Source organism: Geitlerinema sp. PCC 9228 (assembly GCF_001870905.1).
Classification (GTDB): domain Bacteria; phylum Cyanobacteriota; class Cyanobacteriia; order Cyanobacteriales; family PCC-9228; genus PCC-9228.
Genome location: NZ_LNDC01000052.1, coordinates 14027 through 34322, shown reverse-complemented (window position 1 = coordinate 34322; position 20296 = coordinate 14027). Strand labels below are relative to the sequence as shown.

Genomic DNA, 20296 nt, shown 5'->3' with positions numbered 1-20296 from the left:
GGGAAATTTTAACTTTGGTAGCGCTGCCAAAACCATTGTAAAGGAACGTAAACCACCGGTGCCCACAAACTGCTCAAAACGGCAGACGCCAGGGCAATGACTTGGTAGTTTTGCCAAACCACAGCCAAATCGCGATCGCCGACAAACAAAAACTGCACCGCCATCACCGTTTCCGCCACCAAAACCATGCCAAACACGATCAACGCCACCGAAATAAAATCCTCCTGGATGTAGCGGGATTTTTTCAAACTCGCCGTGAGAAATCCCACCAACGCCAAACCAATGGCATGGGTGGGTTCGGCACGGCTCATGCCATCGAGCAAGAAACCAGTCGCCAACCCGGCTAAAATCCCCTGATAGGGCTTGCGATTGGCACTCCAAGCCACCACCCAAATCGCCAACCAATTGGGACCAATTCCCAACAACTCCATGCCAGGAAGCCGCATGGGCAGCAGCAGCAAGCAAACCAACACCGACCCCACCGTAACTGCCCAATTTTGCAGCTGGCGAATCCAAAGAGGGAAAAAATGCTTATTCCTCAAGGCTTTGGCTCTCCCGGTACTGGCTTCTCTTTGCGGGTGGGATTTTGTTCCGGTTGTTCCACCACTGCTTCGTGGGGAGAAACGAAGACCCACTCCAGATGGTCGAGGGGAACGGACAGTTCCACCACCGCTTCGGGGGCAGGACTTTTATTCGGACTGATAGATTTTACCGTTCCTACCGGCAAACCAGCCGGATACAAAACGGAATAGGTAGATGTAGTCACCACATCCCCCACTTTCACATCCGGCATTTGGTCGAAAAATTCCATCACTACCTGCTGGGAACCCTGACCGCGAATCAAGCCAGCATAGCCGCTGCGACTGATTTTTACGCCAACTTGAGACTCCGGATCGCTCAGGAGCAAAACCCGCGAAGTACGATTGGTGACTTGGGTCACCCTACCCACCAATCCCCCAGGACCAACAACCACATAGCCGGGTTTGATGCCGTCTTGGCTGCCGCTACCCAAAACCAGCTGCTGCCACCAATTATCCGGACTGCGTCCCACAATGGGAACCATTTTTTCCCTTTTGATTTGGTTTTGCTGGGTATACTCTAGATGCTGTTTGAGTTTTTGATTTTGGCTTTGCAACTCTACGATGCGGGCTTGCAATTCTTCAATGCGAGCATTGGTAAGCCTTTGCTCCGCTGCCTCTGTATCGGTTTGAAAAGGACGGCTGAGCAAGGCATATAAATCGAAAACTAGAGAAGATTGGGTTTGGCGGCTAACCCAGGTAGCTCCCAAAGCAGCAATCGCTAAAGCGATCGCTAACCAATGGCGTTCCCACCAGCGAATAAAAGCAAACATGAAACTGTCCGTACGGGCAATAACAGCAAAACGCCTCGCTCGCAGGTAGCAAACCGAACTGTCACTTCGCTACCGACAAGCACAGCTATTACATACTTCGGGAACTAGCACTAAATACCCGCTCCAATTGCTTGGAATTTTCTAGCACGCGACCGGTTCCCAATACCACACAGCTTAACGGATCCGCTGCGACATGGGTAACAATTCCGGTTTCGTGGCTAATTAACGTATCCAATCCTTTGAGCAACGCACCGCCACCGGCAAGCATAATCCCGCGATCGATAATATCAGCAGCCAACTCTGGCGGCGTTCTTTCCAAAGTTCGTTTAACTGCTTCCACAATCACTGATAGCGGTTCGGACATGCTTTCCCGGATTTCTGGTGCTTTAACGGATACGGTTCTTGGCAATCCCGACAGCAGATGCAACCCTCGCACGTCCATACTTCCTTCGTCATCGTAATCTGTCGGATAGGCGGAACCTACCTCGATTTTGATTTCTTCTGCCGTGCGTTCGCCAATAACCAAATTATGTACTTTTTTCATATACTGAATGATGGCTTCGCTGAGTTCGTCACCAGCAACGCGCACCGATTCGCTTAACACCGTTCCCTGCAAGCTGAGAACGGCGACTTCCGTCGTACCACCGCCAATATCGATAATCATATTGCCTGTAGGCTCGGCAACTGGCAATCCAGCTCCAATAGCGGCGGCTACTGGCTCGTCGATGACACAAACTTCCCGCGCACCAGCTCGAAAAGCAGCATCCATTACTGCTCGTTTTTCCACGCCGGTTACGCCACTGGGAATGCCAATCACAATCCTCGGTAGGGCCAGAATTTTTTTGCCTTCGTTTACGCGGGTGATGAAATGTTTTAACATCAGTTCGGCGGTGTCAAAATCCGCAATGACACCATCGCGTAAAGGACGCAAGGCAACGACGTTTCCTGGGGTTCTGCCTAACATTTTTTTGGCGTCTTCCCCCACTGCTAGGGGCACCCCCCTTCTTTCTTGATCGATAGCTACTACGGAGGGTTCTTGGAGGACGATCCCTTTACCAGATACGTATACTAGGGTATTGGCAGTCCCCAGGTCGATTCCTATGTCTCGGGACAGGGAAAAGCGATTGAAAAAAGCCACGCGATTTCAGGCTCCCTAACAAATACCAATATGGGTAGAATTAAATCTAAAAACCTAACCGAGATGGATTCTATTACGTTTTCTGCATCCAGTCCAGTCAATCACGAAATTTTCTGTGTATTTTTTTGATGGCTGTTGGTCTGGAAGCTCCGCTGGTAACAGAAACCTGCTAGAATTGGTTGGTAGCATATCTCAATCCCTTTTTTGGGGATTTTTAGCGCTAGAGAAAAATTGGTTGGTAGAACGTACTGTTATGAGCTTAAATAGTGTGACGCTGGTGGGTCGTGCCGGTCGCGATCCGGAGGTGAGATATTTTGAGTCGGGAAGCGTGGTTTGCAATCTGCCCCTAGCCGTCGATCGTCGCCGACGCAATAGCGACCAGCCGGATTGGTTCGATCTGGAAATTTGGGACCGCAGGGCGGAAGTAGCAGCGAATTACGTTCGCAAAGGTAAACTAATTGGCATTCGAGGTCGTTTGAAGTTCGACCACTGGCAAGACCGCAATACCGGTGCCCAACGCTCCAAACCAGTCATTCGGGTAGACGATTTGGAATTGTTGGGGTCCAAGCGAGAAAACGAAGCCGCCATCTCAGATGCTTCGGGGTCGGGTTACGAAGATGAGTTTTAGTGCGATTCGCGGGGCAGGGATATTTTGAAACGAGATGGGAATGTTGACAACTTATTTTTAGCGAATAATAGCTATCCTGCCCCCAACTTTGTTTACAAATAAAATAAATGCAGTCGTTTTTCCTTGACCCCCGCTCAAAAAACGATCGTTCGCTCGCGAAGCATCTGGTGAAGGAGAATCGAGCTTTCCCTCGTGGCAAGACTCCAAGGTCTCGGAAAAACGGAAGAAAAAAAGCGAAATTTTTTTCCCACGATTGCCCCAAATATGGTATTTTAGTAGTAGACACTTTCAGATAATGGGAATAGACGCAATCTTCAAATCGAAGACACTATCTCCATTATCTAAATTATAGGTCAAGACTCGCCGGAAATCAACCCCCAGTCGCCAAAAAAATTCATGGGTCATCCGTATTGCGAAGACCCGAACAATTTTCCCACCTCACCACCAGTTTTCTTGCCCCTTTTCATCCTCTTCGACTCCCCATCAGGGAGATTTCTCAGCCAAAATCTATTGAAAATAGAGATCGAGCTGCGAAATGTGGGATTTATTGCCAAAAACGAGCCAATAGCGAGCCCAAATAGGCACTAAAAATACCGACAGCAGCACTTCCCAATAAATACAAGAGGGCAACATTGGGGTGGCGATCGCGCAGCAAATACAAAGAATCCAAACTATAAGTAGAAAACGTGGTATAAGACCCCAAAAATCCCACCGCCACCAGCAAACGCAACTCCGTGGAAACCGCCACCAACTTTTCCAAAGTGAGGGTAGCAAAAAAACCCATCACCAAACAGCCAGTCACATTCACCACCAAAGTAGAATAGGGAAACTCCGACCCCAACCGTTTGGCCAGCCACATACTAAAATAGTAACGGGTCAAAGCCCCCGCGATCGCACCCAAAGCAATTGCCAGGGGTGCCCGAATACCTGGCTGCTGTCCCAGATTAGCGAGAAATTGCCACAAATTGAACGGAAATTTCAAAACGTACCAACATCCTTACTGGTTCGACTTCAAATATTGTTTCGCTTGTTGCCAAAAAGCCTCTAATTCTTCTATCGAATAAGAATCCATCGGCTTATCTGCCAAAGCTTCCACTTGCGAAAAACGCCGTACAAATCGATGGTTGGTATCCTGCAAAGCCTCGCTGGGATCCAACCCATACCAACGCGCTAAGTTCACCATCACAAACAACAAATCCCCCAACTCCTCTTGCTGGCGGCTGCTGCTTTCTTGCGCCAAAGCCTGTTGAAACTCTTGCACCTCTTCTTGGAACTTCTCCCAAATACCATTCGCATCATCCCACTCAAACCCCGTAGTAGCAGCTTTCTGGGAAATCTTCATACTCCCTGTCAAAGGCGGTAACGTGCGTGCGTAGCGACTCAGTTTTTTGCTAAGTTTTTGGTTATCGGCGTTGGTTTCGCCTTTTTCTGCCGCTTTAATTTGTTCCCAATTTTGGCGAACCTCTTGAACATTATTCACTTGTACATCACCAAAAACATGGGGATGTCGCCGCACAAGCTTTTCGCTAATAGTATTGGCAACTTCGGTTAGGCTAAACTCTTGATTATCTTTTGCCACTTGTGCCTGCAATACAACTTGTAAAAGCAAATCGCCTAACTCTTCCGCCATGGCATCGCGATCGCCACTGCGAATAGCATCAACCGTTTCGTAGGCTTCTTCGATAACATGGGGGATGAGAGACTCTGCCGTTTGTGCCAAATCCCAAGGGCAACCGGTTTCGGGGTGGCGCAATTCAGCCACAATTTGCACAAGTCGCCGTACGGCAGCCAGGTTTGCATCTAGGGAATCGTCGGTAGGATGGGTGCCAGACATAGCCAATTTGGTAAAAAACGATGAAATAAACAATCTGCGCAATCTTCAACCATTTTTACGCGAGTTGGATTTGCTGGCAATCCGTTGGCGGGATTTTGGGGATTTGGAGGAACGACGCTTTTTTTTTGCCGCTGGAGATTTTGCCGGCAAAATGCTGCGCCATCCCTTTTTTTGCACTCGTTTGTACAGGGAACCACTCCAATCGCTGAGAGAATGGCTCATGGCACCGAGTTCGAGACCCACAAGAACTGCCAACCATTGGTGGGGGTGTTGTTGCAGCGATCGCTGGATGGTTTGTAGGCTAGAGGTAAGCACCTGTTGGAATGAGAGTTGCCAGCTATCGGTTTGACCGAAGATATCCCACGCGATCGCCCAAATAAAAATAGCAACCAGTACAATAGTTGCCAACCATACTCCAAAATACAGCAAACGACCCAACGTACCCACAATTGGTCCGTGGGATAAAAAAGCCCGATGGCGCAAACTTCTCTGGTAAGGAATCCAAATCCAACGCCCCCATCCCCAACGCTGGTACTGGCGGGAACGAATATCCAAATCGGGTCCAAACATCAAACCACCAAACAAAAATCCCCCCGACACCAACAGGGTGATACTACTGCTGCCAGTACGAACAAAAGTGATGCTTGCCAAAACCGGCAAACTCCAAAGGGTAATGCGATCGTGGGTGCGACCAGAAGGCATAAAAATTAAGCCAAATGGGATATTAAGAGTTTTCCAGGAAAAATTTAAAAAAATTTCTTCCTATTGCTGGCTATTTTAGTAGATAGTCTGTTACAATACGATATTGTTGCCCAATACGGGCGGTTAGCTCAGTGGTAGAGCGCCTGCCTTACAAGCAGGATGTCACTGGTTCGAGTCCAGTACCGCCCATTCTTTTTTTTCCGAATTTGGTGGAAAAGTTTTTAAAAACCCGTTTCCCTGTGTTTATAGAAGATGGGGAACATAGGAAAGACAAGGGAATCGGACTGCAGCTTCGCGGAAACTGAACCTGTCAAAGTTCATAGGTCATACCAAATCCACTACAAATGGAACCGGCAATGTTATAAATGGAAATTCCCTGTATATAGCGTTTTCACTTGGCGTGTATGCGATGCAATTAATTGGTAGGGGCGGGCAAGCGAACCGCCCCTACAGGAGTTCCAAATGTCTAGACATATTCCATTTATATTTAATGTGAAATTGCTATAGAAGCAATTCGCGAATCGTCCCTGCGAAGTCTTCGTACTCTTCAGCGCTGCCGTTTTCTTTGGTCTCTTCAGTCTCGTCAAAATCATACCGCAGCAAGATTGAGCAACAAACCTCGCCACCATCGTAAGAAATGTTGCGTTATTCTTGACAGCCATATAGGGAAAGAGTAACTTTTTAGAAAATCTTCTCCAACCAAAATCAGATTTTGCGACCAAATGCGCCAGGCGCTAAAGGCAAGGGATACCCGCCATGGAACTGTTTACCATTGGTCATTCCAACCACGACATAGACAAATTTATATCTTTACTGCAGCAGCATCAGATTGATGTCGTCGCCGACGTGCGTTCCCATCCATACAGCAAGTTTCTGCCCCACTTCAAAAAAGCCGCCTTAGAAAAAGCCTTAACCCAAGCCGGCATTTCCTATCTATTTTTAGGGAAAGAATTGGGAGCGAGACCCAACCACGAAGAATGTTACGTGAATGGAAAAGCCGTCTACGAAAAAATTGCCCAAACCGAAGAATTTCGCAGCGGTATTGCACGCCTTCTCGGGGATGTAAACCAAAACCAACCCAGAATTTCCCTCATGTGTGCCGAACAAGACCCACTCACGTGCCACCGTGCCATCTTGGTTTGCCAGCACTTGCAAAAATCCCAACCCGATATCGACATCAACCATATTTTAAAAGACGGTCATTTAGAAAATCACCACCATTTAGAAGACAGGATGCTGAAAAAGCATGGATTTACAGAATTCCAAGGCAGCAGCCAACCCATTCAGCTTTCCTTGTTTGCCCCATCCCAGGATTCCCTCCCAACAAAAGCAGAATGCTTGGAACAAGCCTATAGACTTCAAGGCGACGAAATTGCCTACGTAGAAAAAGACCCAACTTCCCATGACCGCGACCATTAACTTATTCACCATTGGATTTACCAAAAAAACCGCCCAGCAATTCTTTGAAAGTCTCAAGGAAGCAGGGGTACAGCGAGTTATCGACACCCGTTTAAACAACGTTTCCCAGCTGGCCGGATTTACCAAAAAATCCGACTTGCCCTATTTTCTCAAAACCATTGGCCATATCGACTACGTTCATATTTTAGAACTCGCTCCCACCAAAGAGATTTTAGACGAATACAAAAAAAATAAAGGAGAGTGGCAAGTCTACGAACGGAGTTTTCTAGACCTTTTAAACAATCGTCAAATCGAACAAAAACTTTCTCCCGATCTTTTTAACCATGCTTGCTTGCTTTGCAGCGAAGCCAAGCCAGATTGCTGCCATCGCCGTTTGGTAGCGGAGTATTTGCGCGAAAAATGGGGAAATATTGAGATATGTCATCTGTGAGAAAAATTATCTGTCTGGCGAATTCCTGGAAAAAACACGAACGTTGCATCGCAGGAATTGATGTAGATACTGGTAAGTGGGTGCGTCCGGTTTGTGATACCCTATATCCAGAAACGGGCAAAGTTCCCAAATGGGTGCGGTTTGTGGAAGGCAGGGAACCGAGATTGCTCGATCTTTTAGCCATTCCTTTAGACGATACGGGAGATGATTTTGGCTTTGAGTGCGAAAATCATTCCGTTTTGGCGGGTCAATGGCAATATGTCGGTCGCGCGAACGTTGAGGATGTGCTGCCCTACTGCGATCGCGGCGCGTATATTCTCCACAATCGTTGGAAATATGTCTACCCTTCCTATTTGCGAAGCCTTCCTTTTCACCAACGTACCACCTTGCAGCTCATTTTCGCCGAACGTTTTTCCATAGAAGGAAAACCAAACGGTAAAGGATACATGGATTGGCGGGGAACAATTGTAACGTCTCGGGGGATTTGTCTGCGGAAAATTAAAATTACCGACCCTCTATTGGTTAAAAAACTAGATGACGGTTACGAACCTCCCACTCGTTGTTTGGTAACCATGAGTCTGAGCATTCCTTATGCATTTCCAGACTGGGAAGGAGAAGCCCCTGCTTGGAAATTAATTGCAGGCGTCATTGCCATGTAGTTTCGTTCTGCTGTAGATAGGCAGTTGTATTCGCTTACCCAGCAAAAAGAAAAAGAATCAATTGCTGTTTGCCCTTCTTTGTATGGATTTGGTTGGGGAGGTATTATTAAACAGGAGGATAAATACCGAGAAACGATTTTAGGATTTAAATACAACCGGCGAAATCCCTGTTTTTTTGTTGAGATAGATTTTCAATTAAAATACGAGTTGGCAGTTTTTCAGCCAATATGCTACGATCGTTTATGGTTTAGACACTGGTATTTTGGGGTTTTCTGTGTATTTTTACCCAGATCTTGGGTTAAAAATGCCAAAACCCCTTTTTTTGCGTGGAGAGCGATCGCGCGATCGCGTTTCGGCGAACCTACCTGTATCGAGAAATTTTTTGGGCGGCGAAAATGGGGGGATTGACAAAATAAACGTTTTATGATATGAAAGCGTTTTTTCTGTCAGATTCGCTAAAGTTTGGTCGGAAACGATTTGTCGGTTGTAACGGATGAATGCCACGTGACCTATTGCCGCCTGCTTGCCAACAATGTAGCCACGCCACCATTGAACCAAACAATTTCAGCATCTTCAGGAGACTTCACGGGGCTTATTACTACCTCCATAGTGTTGTTGCTAGTGGCAACAGCCGTTGCCCTGATTACCCGTCGTCTAAAAATCCCCTACGTCGTGGGATTGGTTCTAGCGGGATTGGCGATTACCAAAGAATCCTTGCCAGAAGCGGTGGGCTTAAATCCCGATGTGGTTTTAAATTTATTCCTCCCCATCTTAATTTTTGAAGCCGCCATCAACACCGATATTAGCCGACTGCGAACTACCATCAAACCCATCGCCTTGTTGGCAGGACCAGGCGTTCTTCTTGCCGCTGCCATTACCGCGACGTTTTTGAAATTTTCCCTAAGTTTAGCATGGATTACAGCTTGTGCCGTAGGCGTAATTTTAACAATTACCGATACAGTTTCCGTTATTGTAGCATTCCGCAGCGTCACTGTTCCTGCCCGCCTGGCAACCATTGTGGAAGGGGAAAGTCTATTTAACGATGGCATTGCACTGGTATTGCTGAGTGTTATCGCATCCATTCATCTAGAAGGTTCGTTTCAATTTGGTCAAACCCTGCAAGAAATTGCCATTGCCTTTGGGGGAGGTAGCCTGCTTGGCTTGGGATTGGGATATCTTTGCGTCGGATTGTTTCAGCAAATTGACGACGATTTGAGCAATATTTTGCTAACGGTTGCTGTTTCCCTGGGAACATTTCAAATTGGTCAATCTTTAGGCGTTTCCAGTGCCATTGCTGTGGTGTTGGCGGGGTTGGTGATTGGCAATCTTGGCTTTCGGCAAACCTCTGCTTCTATTAAAGTAACGCTGCTGAATTTTTGGGAATATGCTGGGTTTGGTGTCAATACGTTTATTTTTTTGTTGGTGGGGATTGAAGTAGACCCCCGGATTTTATTTGCAACGATTCCCACAGCTTTATTGGCGATTTTGGCGTATCAAATCGGACGAATTGTTTCTATCTATTTTTTGCTGTCGCTGCTGCGTTTTTTTGACCGTCCTTTGCCTTGGCGGTGGCAACATGTTCTGATTTTGGGGAATGTGAAAGGGTCGCTTTCTATGGCGTTGGCTTTGAGTTTGCCGGTAACGTTGCCTGGGCGATCGCAAGTTATTACGTTAATCTTTAGTACGGTGCTGGTTTCTCTTATCGTTCAGGGATTGAGTTTGCCTTGGTTGGTGAAGCGATTGCAACTGTCGCAAGCATCTCCCACGCAGCGATATATTGAAAACTTACAAATGAAGTTACTAGCATCCAAGGCAGCTCAAAGAGAACTGAAAAATCTTTTTGAAGCTGGTGGTTTGCCTAAATTAATCTACGAGGAGATATTTGCCAACTATCAAGCTCGCATTGCGTCTTCTGAAGATGAGTTGCGAGAAATTTACAACCAAAGGATTGCCAACCAACCGGATAATGTCGCGGAAAGAGCTTATTTAGACAAACTTCGCCGTCGTCTTTATGTGGCGGAGAAAGTAGCAATTAACGATGCTGTTCGTAAAGGTTTGCTTTCTGAAAAAGTAGCACAAAATTATATTAAGGAATTGAACGAAAGGCTTTTATCACTACAGGATGATTAAATTAATATTTGTAGTAGGGTGGGCAATGCCCACCTTACCATTATTTTCTGAAAAAGTAGCACAAAATTATATTAAGGAATTGAACGAAAGGCTTTTATCGCTGCAGGATGATTAAATTAATATTTATCGGGTGGGCATTGCCCACCTACCTACCATTATTTTCTGAAAAAGTAGCACAAAATTATATTAAGGAATTGAACGAAAGGCTTTTATCGGTGCAGGATGATTAAATTAATATTTATCGGGTGGGCAATGCCCACCCTACCATTATTTTCTGAAAAAGTAGGGCAATGCCCACCCGACGAGATGGAATTATCAATTTTTGGCAAAACAATATAAAAACAAACTAACACAATCCCATAAAATCAATTGTCTGCCGTACCAAGTCGGGTTTGGTAACAGCTAAAATTGTGGAACCGCTTTCTAAAACAGTATTGCCATTGGGGATAATTAAATCTTGGGAAGGATTGGCTTGATAGCCAATGATGAGAGTTCCTGTGGGAAAACCAGGGTCTTGGGCAATTTCCGCAATCGTACGTCCGGCAACGTAGCAATTTTGGGGAATGGATAGTTTGATAACTTCTACCTGCCCCTGTTCAAAATGCATCATGGCATCGACTTGGGGATATTCGATGGCATTGACGATGCGGCTAATGGCTAGTTCGGTGGTACTGATGATATGAGTTGCCCCGGCAAGTTGGTAGGGGTCGGCAAAATCGCGATCGCTCATTCGTACTAAAATCTGAGGTACACCGTAGTGTTTGGATAGGGTAACCATCGCCAGGTTGAGGGCATCTTCCCGCAGGGTGGCAATAATAGCGTTGGCTTTGCGGATGCCTGCCTCTAATAAGACGGTGGTATTCACCGCACTGCCTTCAAAAGCCATCACCCCAATTTTCTCACGGGCATACTGGCAAGCGAGGGAATCTGTGTCTACAATAGCAATGGTATGACCCATGTGCAGCAGGGTTTTGGCTAAATCCAACCCCATCATCCCGGCACCACCAATCAAAATGTACATGTATTTCCCTATTTCTCCATTTATTTTGGAGAATGTTTTCTTCATCAACCATGATTTTCCAATAGTATCTACCCTAACAAAAGAACTATTTTTTTGAAAGCAACGTTGCCTTTCTGTTGACAAAATTACGATGGAACCACTAGCATAGAAAACGGCTATACTATACTTGTACTTTTCGATTTTAAGTCAACGCGCAACAGCCGACAGTAATCCAATTTTTTAAGCGATCGTGTCTTTAAGAATACGCCAAGGATTAACATTTCTAGTTGTTGTTGTTTTGATAGCCCTTGCTATCATTTTAAGCCAATATTTTAATATCGAAGACCTGCGAGCATTTGTTAGCAAATTGGGAATTTGGGCACCTCTCGGGGTCTTTGGATTGCGGTTTACCAGCGTGGTAATTCCTTCTTTGCCGGGAACGGTTTATGCGGTTCTCGGTGGGGGATTGTTTGGTTTTGGTCCTGGTTTTCTAATTGTTTCTCTTGCCGACCTGATGTCTTGTAGTTTGAGCTTTTCTTTATCGCGACGCTACGGACGCAAGTGGGTGGGGAAATTTATTGGCGATCGCTCCATGCAACGAGTGGATTCTCTTGCCCAAAAACATCTAGAAGACAATTTCTTTACCATGACGGGTTTGTTAATGACGGGATTATTTGACTTTGTGAGTTATGGTGTGGGTTTAACCCAAACACCGGTATCTCGTTTTCTCCTGGCTTTGGTGCTGAGTGTTGTTATTTCCAATGCACCATTGGTGGCTGTGGGTGCTGGTTTTTTAGAAAATAGTGGTTGGTTACTTTTTGGTGCATTGTTGGGGGTTTTTCTCTTAGCAATCGTAACGGGTTGGGTCAAGAAAAAACAACGGATTGATGTGGGTGAAGAGATTGAAGATAAAAAGGGCGATCGCTAGCATCCTGTAGCCGTTATGTTACAATCCAATTTCGTCTTTTCGATCGCTTTCGTTGCCATTTCCCTTGCGAACTCTTGAACGATAACAAACCAGAATCCAACCAACCAACCCAACCCGAACCCCAACACCACAGCTGGATAGTTGCCAACGCACCAATTTATTACGGCTGGATTGTCTTAATCGCAGGCACCCTGGGCACCATTATGACCACACCCGGTCAAACTGTGGGGGTTTCGGTATTTGTCGATCGCATTATCGGCGATTTAGAAATTTCCCGTTCCCAAATGTCGCTCACCTATGCATTTGGCACCCTAGGGGGTTCTTTTATCCTGCCCTTTGTAGGAAGATTTATCGATCGCTACGGTCCGCGTTTGGCAGTTATTCTCATTTCTATTCTATTTGCGATCGCTTGTGCTGGGATGGGATTTATTGGCGGATTGCTGTCACTCACCGTCGGATTTATCCTCATTCGCAGCCTCGGTCAGGGTTCGTTAACGCTGGTTAGCCTCCACGTTATCAATCTATGGTTTATTCGCCGTCGGGGGATGGCAGTGGGACTTTCCAGCATTGGATTTGCCGTTGGCATTGCCCTGTTCCCCGGCTGGTTGGAAAATCTAATTGAGGCATTTGGTTGGCGTCAGACTTATATAATTTTGGGCGGTATCGTCGCCACCACCATTCTTCCCGTGGGTGCGTTATTTTTTCGCGGACATCCAGAATTATTCGGCTTGCAACCCGATAGCAAGCACACCAGCAACATTTCTGAAGCCGATAGACCGAAAGAAATCAACTATACCGCTTCTCAGGCGCGCCGCAGCCTCACTTTTTGGGTATTTACCCTAGGGGATGTTTTTGTATCGGCGTTGGCGACAGGATTGATTTTCCACCATTATGATATTATGCAGCAAATGGGTGGCTTGGAGAATCAGGTTGCTGTGGCGGTGTTTGCCCCGCTGGGGGTGGTGACGGCGGTTACCAATCTCCTTACTGGCTTTTTCATTGACCGCGTGGAACCCCGGTTTTTGCTAAGCGTCATGCTGCTTTTTCTCTGCGTCTCCCTGGTGCTGCCTATTTTTGTTAGCAACTTGATTTGGATGTGGATTTATGGTACTATCGCTGGTATAATCCAAGGCATGAAAGGGGTTATTCAAGGTAGCGTGTACGCTCATTATTTTGGGCGATCGCAACTTGGAGAAATTAAAGGGTTCGCTACCACCCTAGCTGTAGCGAGTACGGCTTTTGGTCCCTATTTATTTGCTCTGGGTTTTGATATCTTTGGCAGTTACGCGCAAATTTTTCTGCTATCGATGCTACCGCCATTAATCTTAGCCGTTGCAGTTCCTTGGCTATCTCCCTATACTCGTGGTGGGGAAGTACGCTAACCAAACCGGAAAATAAAATACAAGAAAGCGCTTTTGGAACAATCGTTCTAGAACTCCAAAAGCGCCTTGGTATCGAAACTTCCTATTCAATTTTGGTGGAAATTTTGGTTGGTTGGGGCAAGGGCGATATACCTTCGCCCCTACCTTACCATGAATTGGTTACAACTGGCAAACTAGTTTTTCTTCTCGCCACGAGGTCTCGCCGGATTGACCTTCAGCTGGCGACCAAGCCATTCCGCGCCATCCAATTCAGAAATTGCTGCGGATTCTTCTTGCTGGTTTTCCAACTCTACAAAGCCAAAACCCCGCATACGACCAGTTTCACGGTCTTTAGGAAGATAAACACGTTGTACCGTGCCGTACTCAGCAAAAACATCGCTGAGGTCTTCTTGGGTTACAGAGTAGTCTAGGTTGCCGACGTAAATGGACATTAGTGGATTTCTCCTCGATTCATGGAACGTGTTGCGAGCCCAAGCCTCGGAGAAAGTCTGTCAATATGAAGCTGAAAAAACACTATCAATACCGAAATCAAACGTTTTCACGAGCTTGATTGCTCATTAAGTGTAATTGTAGCACCTACATAACGATTCGCGCACACAATTTTCGATCGATTTAGAAATTTAGCTCAGGATGGACTGCTACGGCTGGCAAGCCAGACCGATCCCATTGTCTTCCTATAATATTGGTAGCCTATGTCGCTAGGGAGTTCCAAGAGTTTATGAGTCCTTCTACGTTTGATACCAACCAATTGGTTCCACCTTGAGAAAATGGCGATCGCTTGACGCGGAAGTTCGTTCACCATCCTCTGAAAGACAAAAAAACGCTTTTGGAAAGTGCTTCCAAAAGCGTTGTGGTATCGAAACTCGATTGCTAAGCGGGAAGACAAACTGCCTTCCTTCTTACCAGCAAGTTAGTTCCTTTTTTCGCGAGGTCGAGCTGGGTTTACTTTCAACTGGCGACCAAGCCATTCTGCACCGTCTAGCTCAGAAATGGCTGCGGATTCTTCTTGTTGGGTTTCCAATTCCACAAATCCAAATCCCCGCATCCGACCGGTTTCGCGGTCTTTGGGCAAATAGACCCGCTGTACAGTACCGTACTCAGCAAATACGTCGCTGAGGTCTTCCTGAGTAACGGAGTAGTCCAAGTTTCCTACGTAAATTGACATTCGCGATCTCTCTTTAAGTTACATATGCTGTAGCGAGCCAAAGTCTCGGAGAAAGTCTGTCAATATGAAGCTGCGAAAACACTATCAATACCGAAATCAAACGTTGTCACCGATCTTTATCTCTCGACGTTTATTACTATAACACTTTTTTCGGCTCGTGCGAAATTAATTTTTCACGATTTTCCCTAATAGCGAATTTGCAAGGTAACAGAAGTCCGTACTTCCTGTTCCCCGCCCATAACTGGGGTACTGGCATCGGCGGCAGCTCTGGCAGCTTCGGCTTGGAAAGTTCGCGGTGAGGGTGGGGAAGCTGAGTTAATTTGAATGCTCACAATTTCTTGGGAAGCAAGTTCCAATGTATTTAAAACTGTTTCCGCTTGTGCTTTAGCATCTTGGGTAGCCGCGCGTAAAGCTTGTTTGCGTGCCTGCGCGATCGCATCTTCGGTGGCTGTAAAACTCACCCCATCGATACGGGTAGCACCAGCATTGACCGCTTCGTCTAAAATCGAACCCGCTTGCTGGGTGGGTATTTTAAAACTCACGGTATTGACACCGACATATCCCACCAGGCGACGCTGGTTGTTTTGATAGTTGTAATTGGGATTGAGGCGAATGCCAGTGGTTTCTAACTTTTCCACATTGCGTTCTTGCAAGCGAGAAACCACAGCTTGCGATCGCTTGGCGACTTCTTGCTGTACCTCACTGGCAGTTTTTCCCTGTATCTCTACCCCCAAACGCACTTGGGTCTGGGTGGTAGGAATAGCCACAGTACCTTCACCACTAGCCGTAATGGTGCGTTCGGCAGGTTCTTGTGCGGAAGCTGGTTGGCTGACTGGCATGGGTGCGGATAAAAATGCGATCGCAATTAATGACAGGGAAAAGACTGCAAAAGTGCCAGCCAAAAGCCACGACCGCGAATTTCCCCCAAAGATATTTCTTGGGAAACGATTGGAACGTTTGCTTTTTTGCATAAATAATTCACTCCTCACAAAAAATATGGAAACGCTGGGGTAGCAAATTGCAAACCGGGCGTTTCTTGTTCCTATATAAATTATCTACAGATTGGGTATTGTTTTGAAAACAATAGGCGGGTTATAGCGTTTTTGTAGGGGAGCAACGCGTGAGCACCCCTACCAGGGAATTAGGGAAATTCAAAACGATTGTTGTTTTTCAGAAAATTGTATGATAGCAACCTAGCTCGTGCTTCACCAGGATAATCAGAAGTTTGGCCAGTATATCCCATTATAGCTTGGCACGGTTACCTGCAAGAAACGAGAAATTTAGAAATATCAATGGTTCGATCGGTCCCAACCAACGATCGATTGTTGGATTGATATACTAAAATATAGTTAATTTACAACTACTTTGCTTTTTTTTAGCGTCAGCCCTTGGGAAGCACCAGTGTCGCTCGTGCAGGAAAATCTAAAATCGTGAGTAGAACCAGCCAAATTCGCCAAATTATCGACAAACGCCATCCCCTTGCCGAACGAGTCAAACAGGTGGAAGCCAACCTTACTACTTTAGCAGAAAAATTGCGAAACTTAGAAAACCATCGCGATCGCTTGCTAGAGGAACTTGAAGAAGATGCCACCGTGGTTGGTCGGTTGCGGGAGTTAAATTTAAGCAGGTTACAGGAACAAATTACCACCGAACTCGACCCTTTAGCAAAATTGCGATCGCGTTTTGCTCGCCATACCCTAAATATTGGCGTCGTCGGAAGAGCCAGACAGGGCAAAAGTCGATTTTTGCAAAGTTTGAGCGGCTTAACCACCGCAGAAATTCCCGATGGTGACTTACAGCATTGTACGGGGGTTCGCAGTACAATTCACCACAGTCCTCATGTAGAAACCTACGGCGAAGTTTGGTTTTACACCGAACCATCGTTTCTCAATGAAGTAATTTCTCCCTATTACGAACACTTAAATTTAGGCAGACCTCCCAGAACAGTTAACGAATTCATTCAAAATCCCCTGCCTCCCTTGCCAGAAACCGTTCAAGCCGCAGAAGCCAAAGCGAAATACGAACACCTGTGCCGCTATCACGAGAATTTCGATAAATACGGTCGCTTTTTGCGTCAATCGTCTCCCCTTCGCATTCCTAAAGAGGAAATTCGCAACTATGTAGCCCAGGATACTCCAGAAGGCGATCGCATTTACAATTATATGGCAGTGCGGGAAGTCAAAATTGTCTGCAACTTTCCCAATCCGGAAGTTGGTCAAATTGCCTTGGTGGATACCCCTGGGTTGGGAGATACTGGCATTGGCGACGAAGAACGATTGGTCAAGACCATTGGCAACGATGTCGATGTGGTCTTATTTGTACGGATGCCGAAACCATCTGGCGATTATTGGGCAGATGTGGATGTGCGGCTGTACGATATTGTAGCCAATGCGTTAAAAGATGTACCATTGAGCGAATGGTCGTTTATGATTCTCAATCGGACCGAGAAAGGTTCGAGTATGGGGGATAATTATAAAAATTGCCAGCAATTATACAATGCGATCGGGCAGCAACATATTGATGTGGTGGATTGTTCGATTAAGAATTGTTCCCATCAAGAGGAAGCTAACGAAGTTCTCGATCGCACTTTAGATTACCTTGCCGATTCTATTACGGAATTGGACCGCAAATCTGCTTCGGCATGTCAAGAACGGTTGCAGCAACTCCAGGATTCTGTTAATACCGAACTGGAAAAAGCCAAAAATGCTCTAGGTCAAGCCAAAGGAAGCGATGAAGATTTTTCTCGTTTCTTACAATTATTTCGTCAATTGTGGAAGGATATGACAAATGGTCTTCAAGGAATACTGCAAGAATTGAGGGAAAAACGCGATGATACGGATAACACATTTAAAGAACAGGTAGAAAGTGTTTTAGAAGCATGCCGCCAAGATACGGGATTGCCTCAAAATCAAGATGAAATTGAGCGTCGGCAAAATGAATTGGGAGGCTATCCCAATGCTTACTATCAATATTTAAACGAAATCCGTGCCTACTTATCGCAACATTTTCTCTCTTTAGATAAAGGATTGAAGCGATCGCTATTAGAGGTAAAATCACAAGTTGCCCAAGTATTGGCAGAACAAGCACATTTGAAGGCACTCAGTTCCTATGAAGATTATCGACTGCTCGATGAAATTGCCGAACGAATTCCCAATACTTTGGAAAAACTTAAGTTTGGCTTTCAAATTCTCAGCGATTTTGATATTTCCTATCGCGGTTTAATTCAACATCGCATCCGCTTACATTTGGATAAACTAACGCCAAATGAAACCCAACTTACCCTATCGAAATCACCATCTGCCAAGGAAGTACTAACCAACTTAAAAACCCTACACGCAGAGGCAGTTTATGAATGCGAAACAGCTTTAGAAGATTTGCTGTGCGAACCCAGTCAAGCAGAATTTGCGATTGTAGAAGAATTTATCGATCGCGTTTTGCGAGCGGAAGGTGTTTACGATGAATGGCAAATCTTTTTACAAGAAGAACGATTCGATATTTGGCCGGAAGAATTTCAAAAACTGGCAGCCAAAACCCGTTTGCGTCGGAAATGGCAAAGTTCCATTGAAGATGTGGAATCTGCTAACAGTCAAAATGTTCTACAATTTATCAAGTAGTTGTCGAATGGAGGACACATGTCATCAGAATTTAAAATTACCATGCTCGGAGCAAGCGGTGTCGGAAAAACCAGTTTGCTGACAGCCATGTACGAACAATTTGAGAGTACTCTTAATGAAATGAACTTGCAATTTGTTCCCGATTCTGAAACTGAAACTGCTGCAATACTGGCTGAAAAATTAGGGCAATTAAGAAGTTTAACGGAGGAATTTGAAGCAACTGGTGGTGTAGAAGGAGATGATGATATTAGATATTTTAATTTCGATATTGGTAATCTCGGGAAAAGACCATTTTTGAGATTAACGTTTGTCGATTATCCTGGTTATTACTTATATCCGAAATCTGACAAAACACACAAACAGTTTGTTAAAGACTCAATAGCTGAATCTGAAGCGGTACTTGTTGCTATTGACGCGCCAGCTTTAATGGAAAAAAAAGGCAAATGGAATGAATATATCAATCGTCCCACACAAGTCAAAATTTTGTGTCAAAGTGTTTTTCAGGATTTGCGATCGCCAAAGCTAGTTATTTTTGCACCAGTGAAGTGTGAAAAATACGTTCGGAACGCTTCTGAATCAGAGAAATTAATAAAGCGTATTCACGAAGATCGAGGCTACCAAAGCTTATTCGATTTTTTAAATTCCAATTCCCTTAGAGATAAAATTGCTAGTGTTATTACCCCTGTACAAACAGTAGGTAGTGTAATTTTCTCTAGAATAGAAGAGAAAGAAAAACAACCATACTTCTACTTCCATAAAATTAGTCACGATGCTGGATATAAACCACAGGATTGCGAACAGCCTTTACTTTACCTTCTACGATTTATTTTGAAGCTGGAAATGGAACAAAGGAAACAATCTTGGTTGTGGTTAGGTTTTGTACGTAACTGGTTAAATTTAGATAAAGATTTGGAGAAATCTCTTCAAAATGCAGTAACGTGCAATAATCAAAACACATCTATTGTCGTTCAAGGAAAAAATTGGTTGGAAATTTAGTTTAGGAGAAGTCATGACACTCAAAATTTATATAAAGAGTCGTGGTACTCATGCTGAGAATGATTATTGTTGGAAAAATCAAAATGACGCCGTTATTGCTACCCCCAAACCTATTGAAGCAATTCGAGAGTTTATCCAAAGCGATTCTCGTTCGGTTGTTTTGCAGCAAACGCAAGAAATAGTGTTATTGCTAGTCACAGGAATAGAGAGTGGAAGGAAAGACTATCGAGGAAGACATATTCGCAATTCTATTGCTTGGATTGGTAACAGTCAAAATCGAGAACAAGATAGAAAAAAATTACAGAAGCTAGCAGCTTCTGCGTTAAGAAATAAATTAGACGATTGCATCAACCATAGCATTACTGAAGAGGGAGGTAATTTTAAGGTTTTAGGGGAAGAAATATCTAAAATAGAAAATAATTTTTCGCAGACATTATCATTACGTTCTCCAGATAAAGAGAACCTAACTCCAAAAATTTGTCAAAATACAGATAAATCAAGGAAGGAATTGGCGAATGAACTTGAAACAGTCGATCTAGCGAAAAACTTTTTAGTAGTTGTTACTGGAAATAAATCCGAAGAAACATTAAAGCAAGCTGGTGTTTGGCGAGGGGTATCAAATTTAATTCCATATCAAGAATGGCAAAAGTACCAATCTAAGAAATTGAATCGAGTTTCATTACTTGCTATAGTTATAGGTTCTGTCGCCATTCTTGTTATTTTCGTTATCTTCATTGTTTTCTTGCTGACTTCAGATACTCAAGATTTAGAGACACCACCATCTGAGGAGACTCCTCAAGAAACTGTAGAACCTGAATCCAGTTCTCTAGATGAGAAAACTCCCCAAGAAACTGTAGAAGCTGAATCTACTTCCCCATCTGAGAAAACTCCCCAAGAAACTGTAGAACCTGAATCCAGTT

The 20296-nt window shown here is 44.9% G+C and carries 20 protein-coding genes and 1 tRNA gene; 11 read left to right on the top strand and 10 right to left on the bottom strand.

Features of this window, described 5'->3' with window-relative positions; genetic code table 11:
* Positions 1–8: 8 nt before the first annotated feature.
* The 3 genes from mreD to AS151_RS03985 all read right to left on the bottom strand — a co-directional run bounded on the left by mreD (position 9) and on the right by AS151_RS03985 (position 2453).
* The gene (mreD, locus tag AS151_RS03995) at positions 9–542 is read right to left on the bottom strand and encodes a rod shape-determining protein MreD (protein WP_211517512.1); all 534 of its coding nucleotides are present in this window, start codon (positions 540–542) and stop codon (positions 9–11) included.
* Positions 539–1351, bottom strand: coding sequence for a rod shape-determining protein MreC (mreC, locus tag AS151_RS03990; RefSeq protein WP_071515765.1), 813 nt, complete (start codon positions 1349–1351; stop codon positions 539–541). Before mreC ends, mreD begins: the two co-directional genes overlap by 4 nt.
* An 88-nt stretch (positions 1352–1439) precedes the next feature.
* Positions 1440–2453: a rod shape-determining protein gene (locus AS151_RS03985; RefSeq protein WP_071515785.1), complete on the bottom strand. Its 1014-nt coding sequence runs from the start codon at positions 2451–2453 to the stop codon at positions 1440–1442.
* A 289-nt stretch (positions 2454–2742) separates the two neighbouring features.
* Here AS151_RS03985 and AS151_RS03980 point away from each other — a divergent pair, with 289 nt between their 5' ends.
* On the top strand, positions 2743–3117 hold the full coding sequence (locus AS151_RS03980; protein ID WP_071515784.1) for a single-stranded DNA-binding protein: 375 nt from the start codon (positions 2743–2745) through the stop codon (positions 3115–3117).
* Positions 3118–3661: 544 nt separating this feature from the next.
* On the opposite strand, the gene crcB is transcribed toward AS151_RS03980, so the two are convergent.
* From crcB to AS151_RS03965, 3 genes are read right to left on the bottom strand one after another with little or no spacing between them, the layout of a single operon-like run.
* Positions 3662–4099, bottom strand: a complete 438-nt coding sequence (gene crcB, locus AS151_RS03975) for a fluoride efflux transporter CrcB (RefSeq protein ID WP_244532879.1) — start codon at positions 4097–4099, stop codon at positions 3662–3664.
* Positions 4100–4114: 15 nt separating this feature from the next.
* Positions 4115–4951 (bottom strand): nucleoside triphosphate pyrophosphohydrolase, encoded by an 837-nt coding sequence (gene mazG, locus AS151_RS03970; protein WP_071515782.1) that lies wholly within the window; start codon positions 4949–4951, stop codon positions 4115–4117.
* Between the two features lie 45 nt (positions 4952–4996).
* Positions 4997–5653, bottom strand: coding sequence for a metal-binding protein (locus AS151_RS03965; RefSeq protein WP_071515764.1), 657 nt, complete (start codon positions 5651–5653; stop codon positions 4997–4999).
* A gap of 117 nt (positions 5654–5770) precedes the next feature.
* On the opposite strand from AS151_RS03965, the gene AS151_RS03960 reads away from it, so the two are divergent.
* The 5 genes from AS151_RS03960 (at position 5771) to AS151_RS03935 (ending at position 10291) form a co-directional block, all read left to right on the top strand.
* Positions 5771–5842 (top strand) — tRNA-Val (locus tag AS151_RS03960).
* Positions 5843–6409: 567 nt separating this feature from the next.
* Positions 6410–7072 (top strand): DUF488 domain-containing protein, encoded by a 663-nt coding sequence (locus AS151_RS03955; protein ID WP_071515763.1) that lies wholly within the window; start codon positions 6410–6412, stop codon positions 7070–7072.
* A complete protein-coding gene (locus tag AS151_RS03950) occupies positions 7056–7502 on the top strand; it encodes a DUF488 domain-containing protein (protein WP_071515762.1) in 447 nt (148 codons plus the stop codon). Before AS151_RS03955 ends, AS151_RS03950 begins: the two co-directional genes overlap by 17 nt.
* Positions 7490–8161, top strand: coding sequence for a hypothetical protein (locus AS151_RS03945; protein WP_071515761.1), 672 nt, complete (start codon positions 7490–7492; stop codon positions 8159–8161). The genes AS151_RS03950 and AS151_RS03945 overlap by 13 nt, the downstream gene beginning before the upstream one ends.
* Before the next feature lie 549 nt (positions 8162–8710).
* Entirely contained in the window at positions 8711–10291 is a 1581-nt protein-coding gene (locus AS151_RS03935; RefSeq protein WP_343327419.1) for a cation:proton antiporter, read from the top strand.
* A gap of 346 nt (positions 10292–10637) precedes the next feature.
* Here the strand turns inward: AS151_RS03935 and AS151_RS03930 are convergent, their stop codons facing one another.
* Positions 10638–11312: a TrkA family potassium uptake protein gene (locus tag AS151_RS03930; RefSeq protein WP_071515758.1), complete on the bottom strand. Its 675-nt coding sequence runs from the start codon at positions 11310–11312 to the stop codon at positions 10638–10640.
* Positions 11313–11541: 229 nt separating this feature from the next.
* On the opposite strand from AS151_RS03930, the gene AS151_RS03925 reads away from it, so the two are divergent.
* A complete protein-coding gene (locus AS151_RS03925; RefSeq protein WP_139240493.1) occupies positions 11542–12219 on the top strand; it encodes a VTT domain-containing protein in 678 nt (225 codons plus the stop codon).
* 74 nt (positions 12220–12293) lie between these two features.
* A complete protein-coding gene (locus AS151_RS03920; protein WP_071515756.1) occupies positions 12294–13601 on the top strand; it encodes an MFS transporter in 1308 nt (435 codons plus the stop codon).
* A 173-nt stretch (positions 13602–13774) separates the two neighbouring features.
* Here AS151_RS03920 and AS151_RS03915 read toward each other — a convergent pair whose 3' ends face one another.
* The 3 genes from AS151_RS03915 to AS151_RS03905 form a co-directional block, all read right to left on the bottom strand.
* A complete protein-coding gene (locus AS151_RS03915) occupies positions 13775–14032 on the bottom strand; it encodes an RNA-binding protein (RefSeq protein WP_071515755.1) in 258 nt (85 codons plus the stop codon).
* 479 nt (positions 14033–14511) lie between these two features.
* Positions 14512–14766 carry an RNA-binding protein gene (locus AS151_RS03910; RefSeq protein ID WP_071515754.1) on the bottom strand — a complete coding sequence of 85 codons (255 nt, stop codon included), beginning with the start codon at positions 14764–14766 and terminating at the stop codon, positions 14512–14514.
* Between the two features lie 185 nt (positions 14767–14951).
* Positions 14952–15605 (bottom strand): SIMPL domain-containing protein, encoded by a 654-nt coding sequence (locus tag AS151_RS03905; protein ID WP_139240496.1) that lies wholly within the window; start codon positions 15603–15605, stop codon positions 14952–14954.
* A gap of 591 nt (positions 15606–16196) precedes the next feature.
* Between AS151_RS03905 and AS151_RS03900 the strand changes: the two genes are divergently transcribed.
* The 3 genes from AS151_RS03900 to AS151_RS03890 all read left to right on the top strand — a co-directional run.
* A complete protein-coding gene (locus tag AS151_RS03900) occupies positions 16197–18380 on the top strand; it encodes a hypothetical protein (protein WP_071515752.1) in 2184 nt (727 codons plus the stop codon).
* 18 nt (positions 18381–18398) lie between these two features.
* The gene (locus AS151_RS03895) at positions 18399–19376 is read left to right on the top strand and encodes a hypothetical protein (RefSeq protein ID WP_071515751.1); all 978 of its coding nucleotides are present in this window, start codon (positions 18399–18401) and stop codon (positions 19374–19376) included.
* Positions 19377–19389: 13 nt separating this feature from the next.
* A partial coding sequence (locus AS151_RS03890; protein WP_071515750.1) for a hypothetical protein occupies positions 19390–20296 on the top strand: 907 nt, incomplete at its 3' end.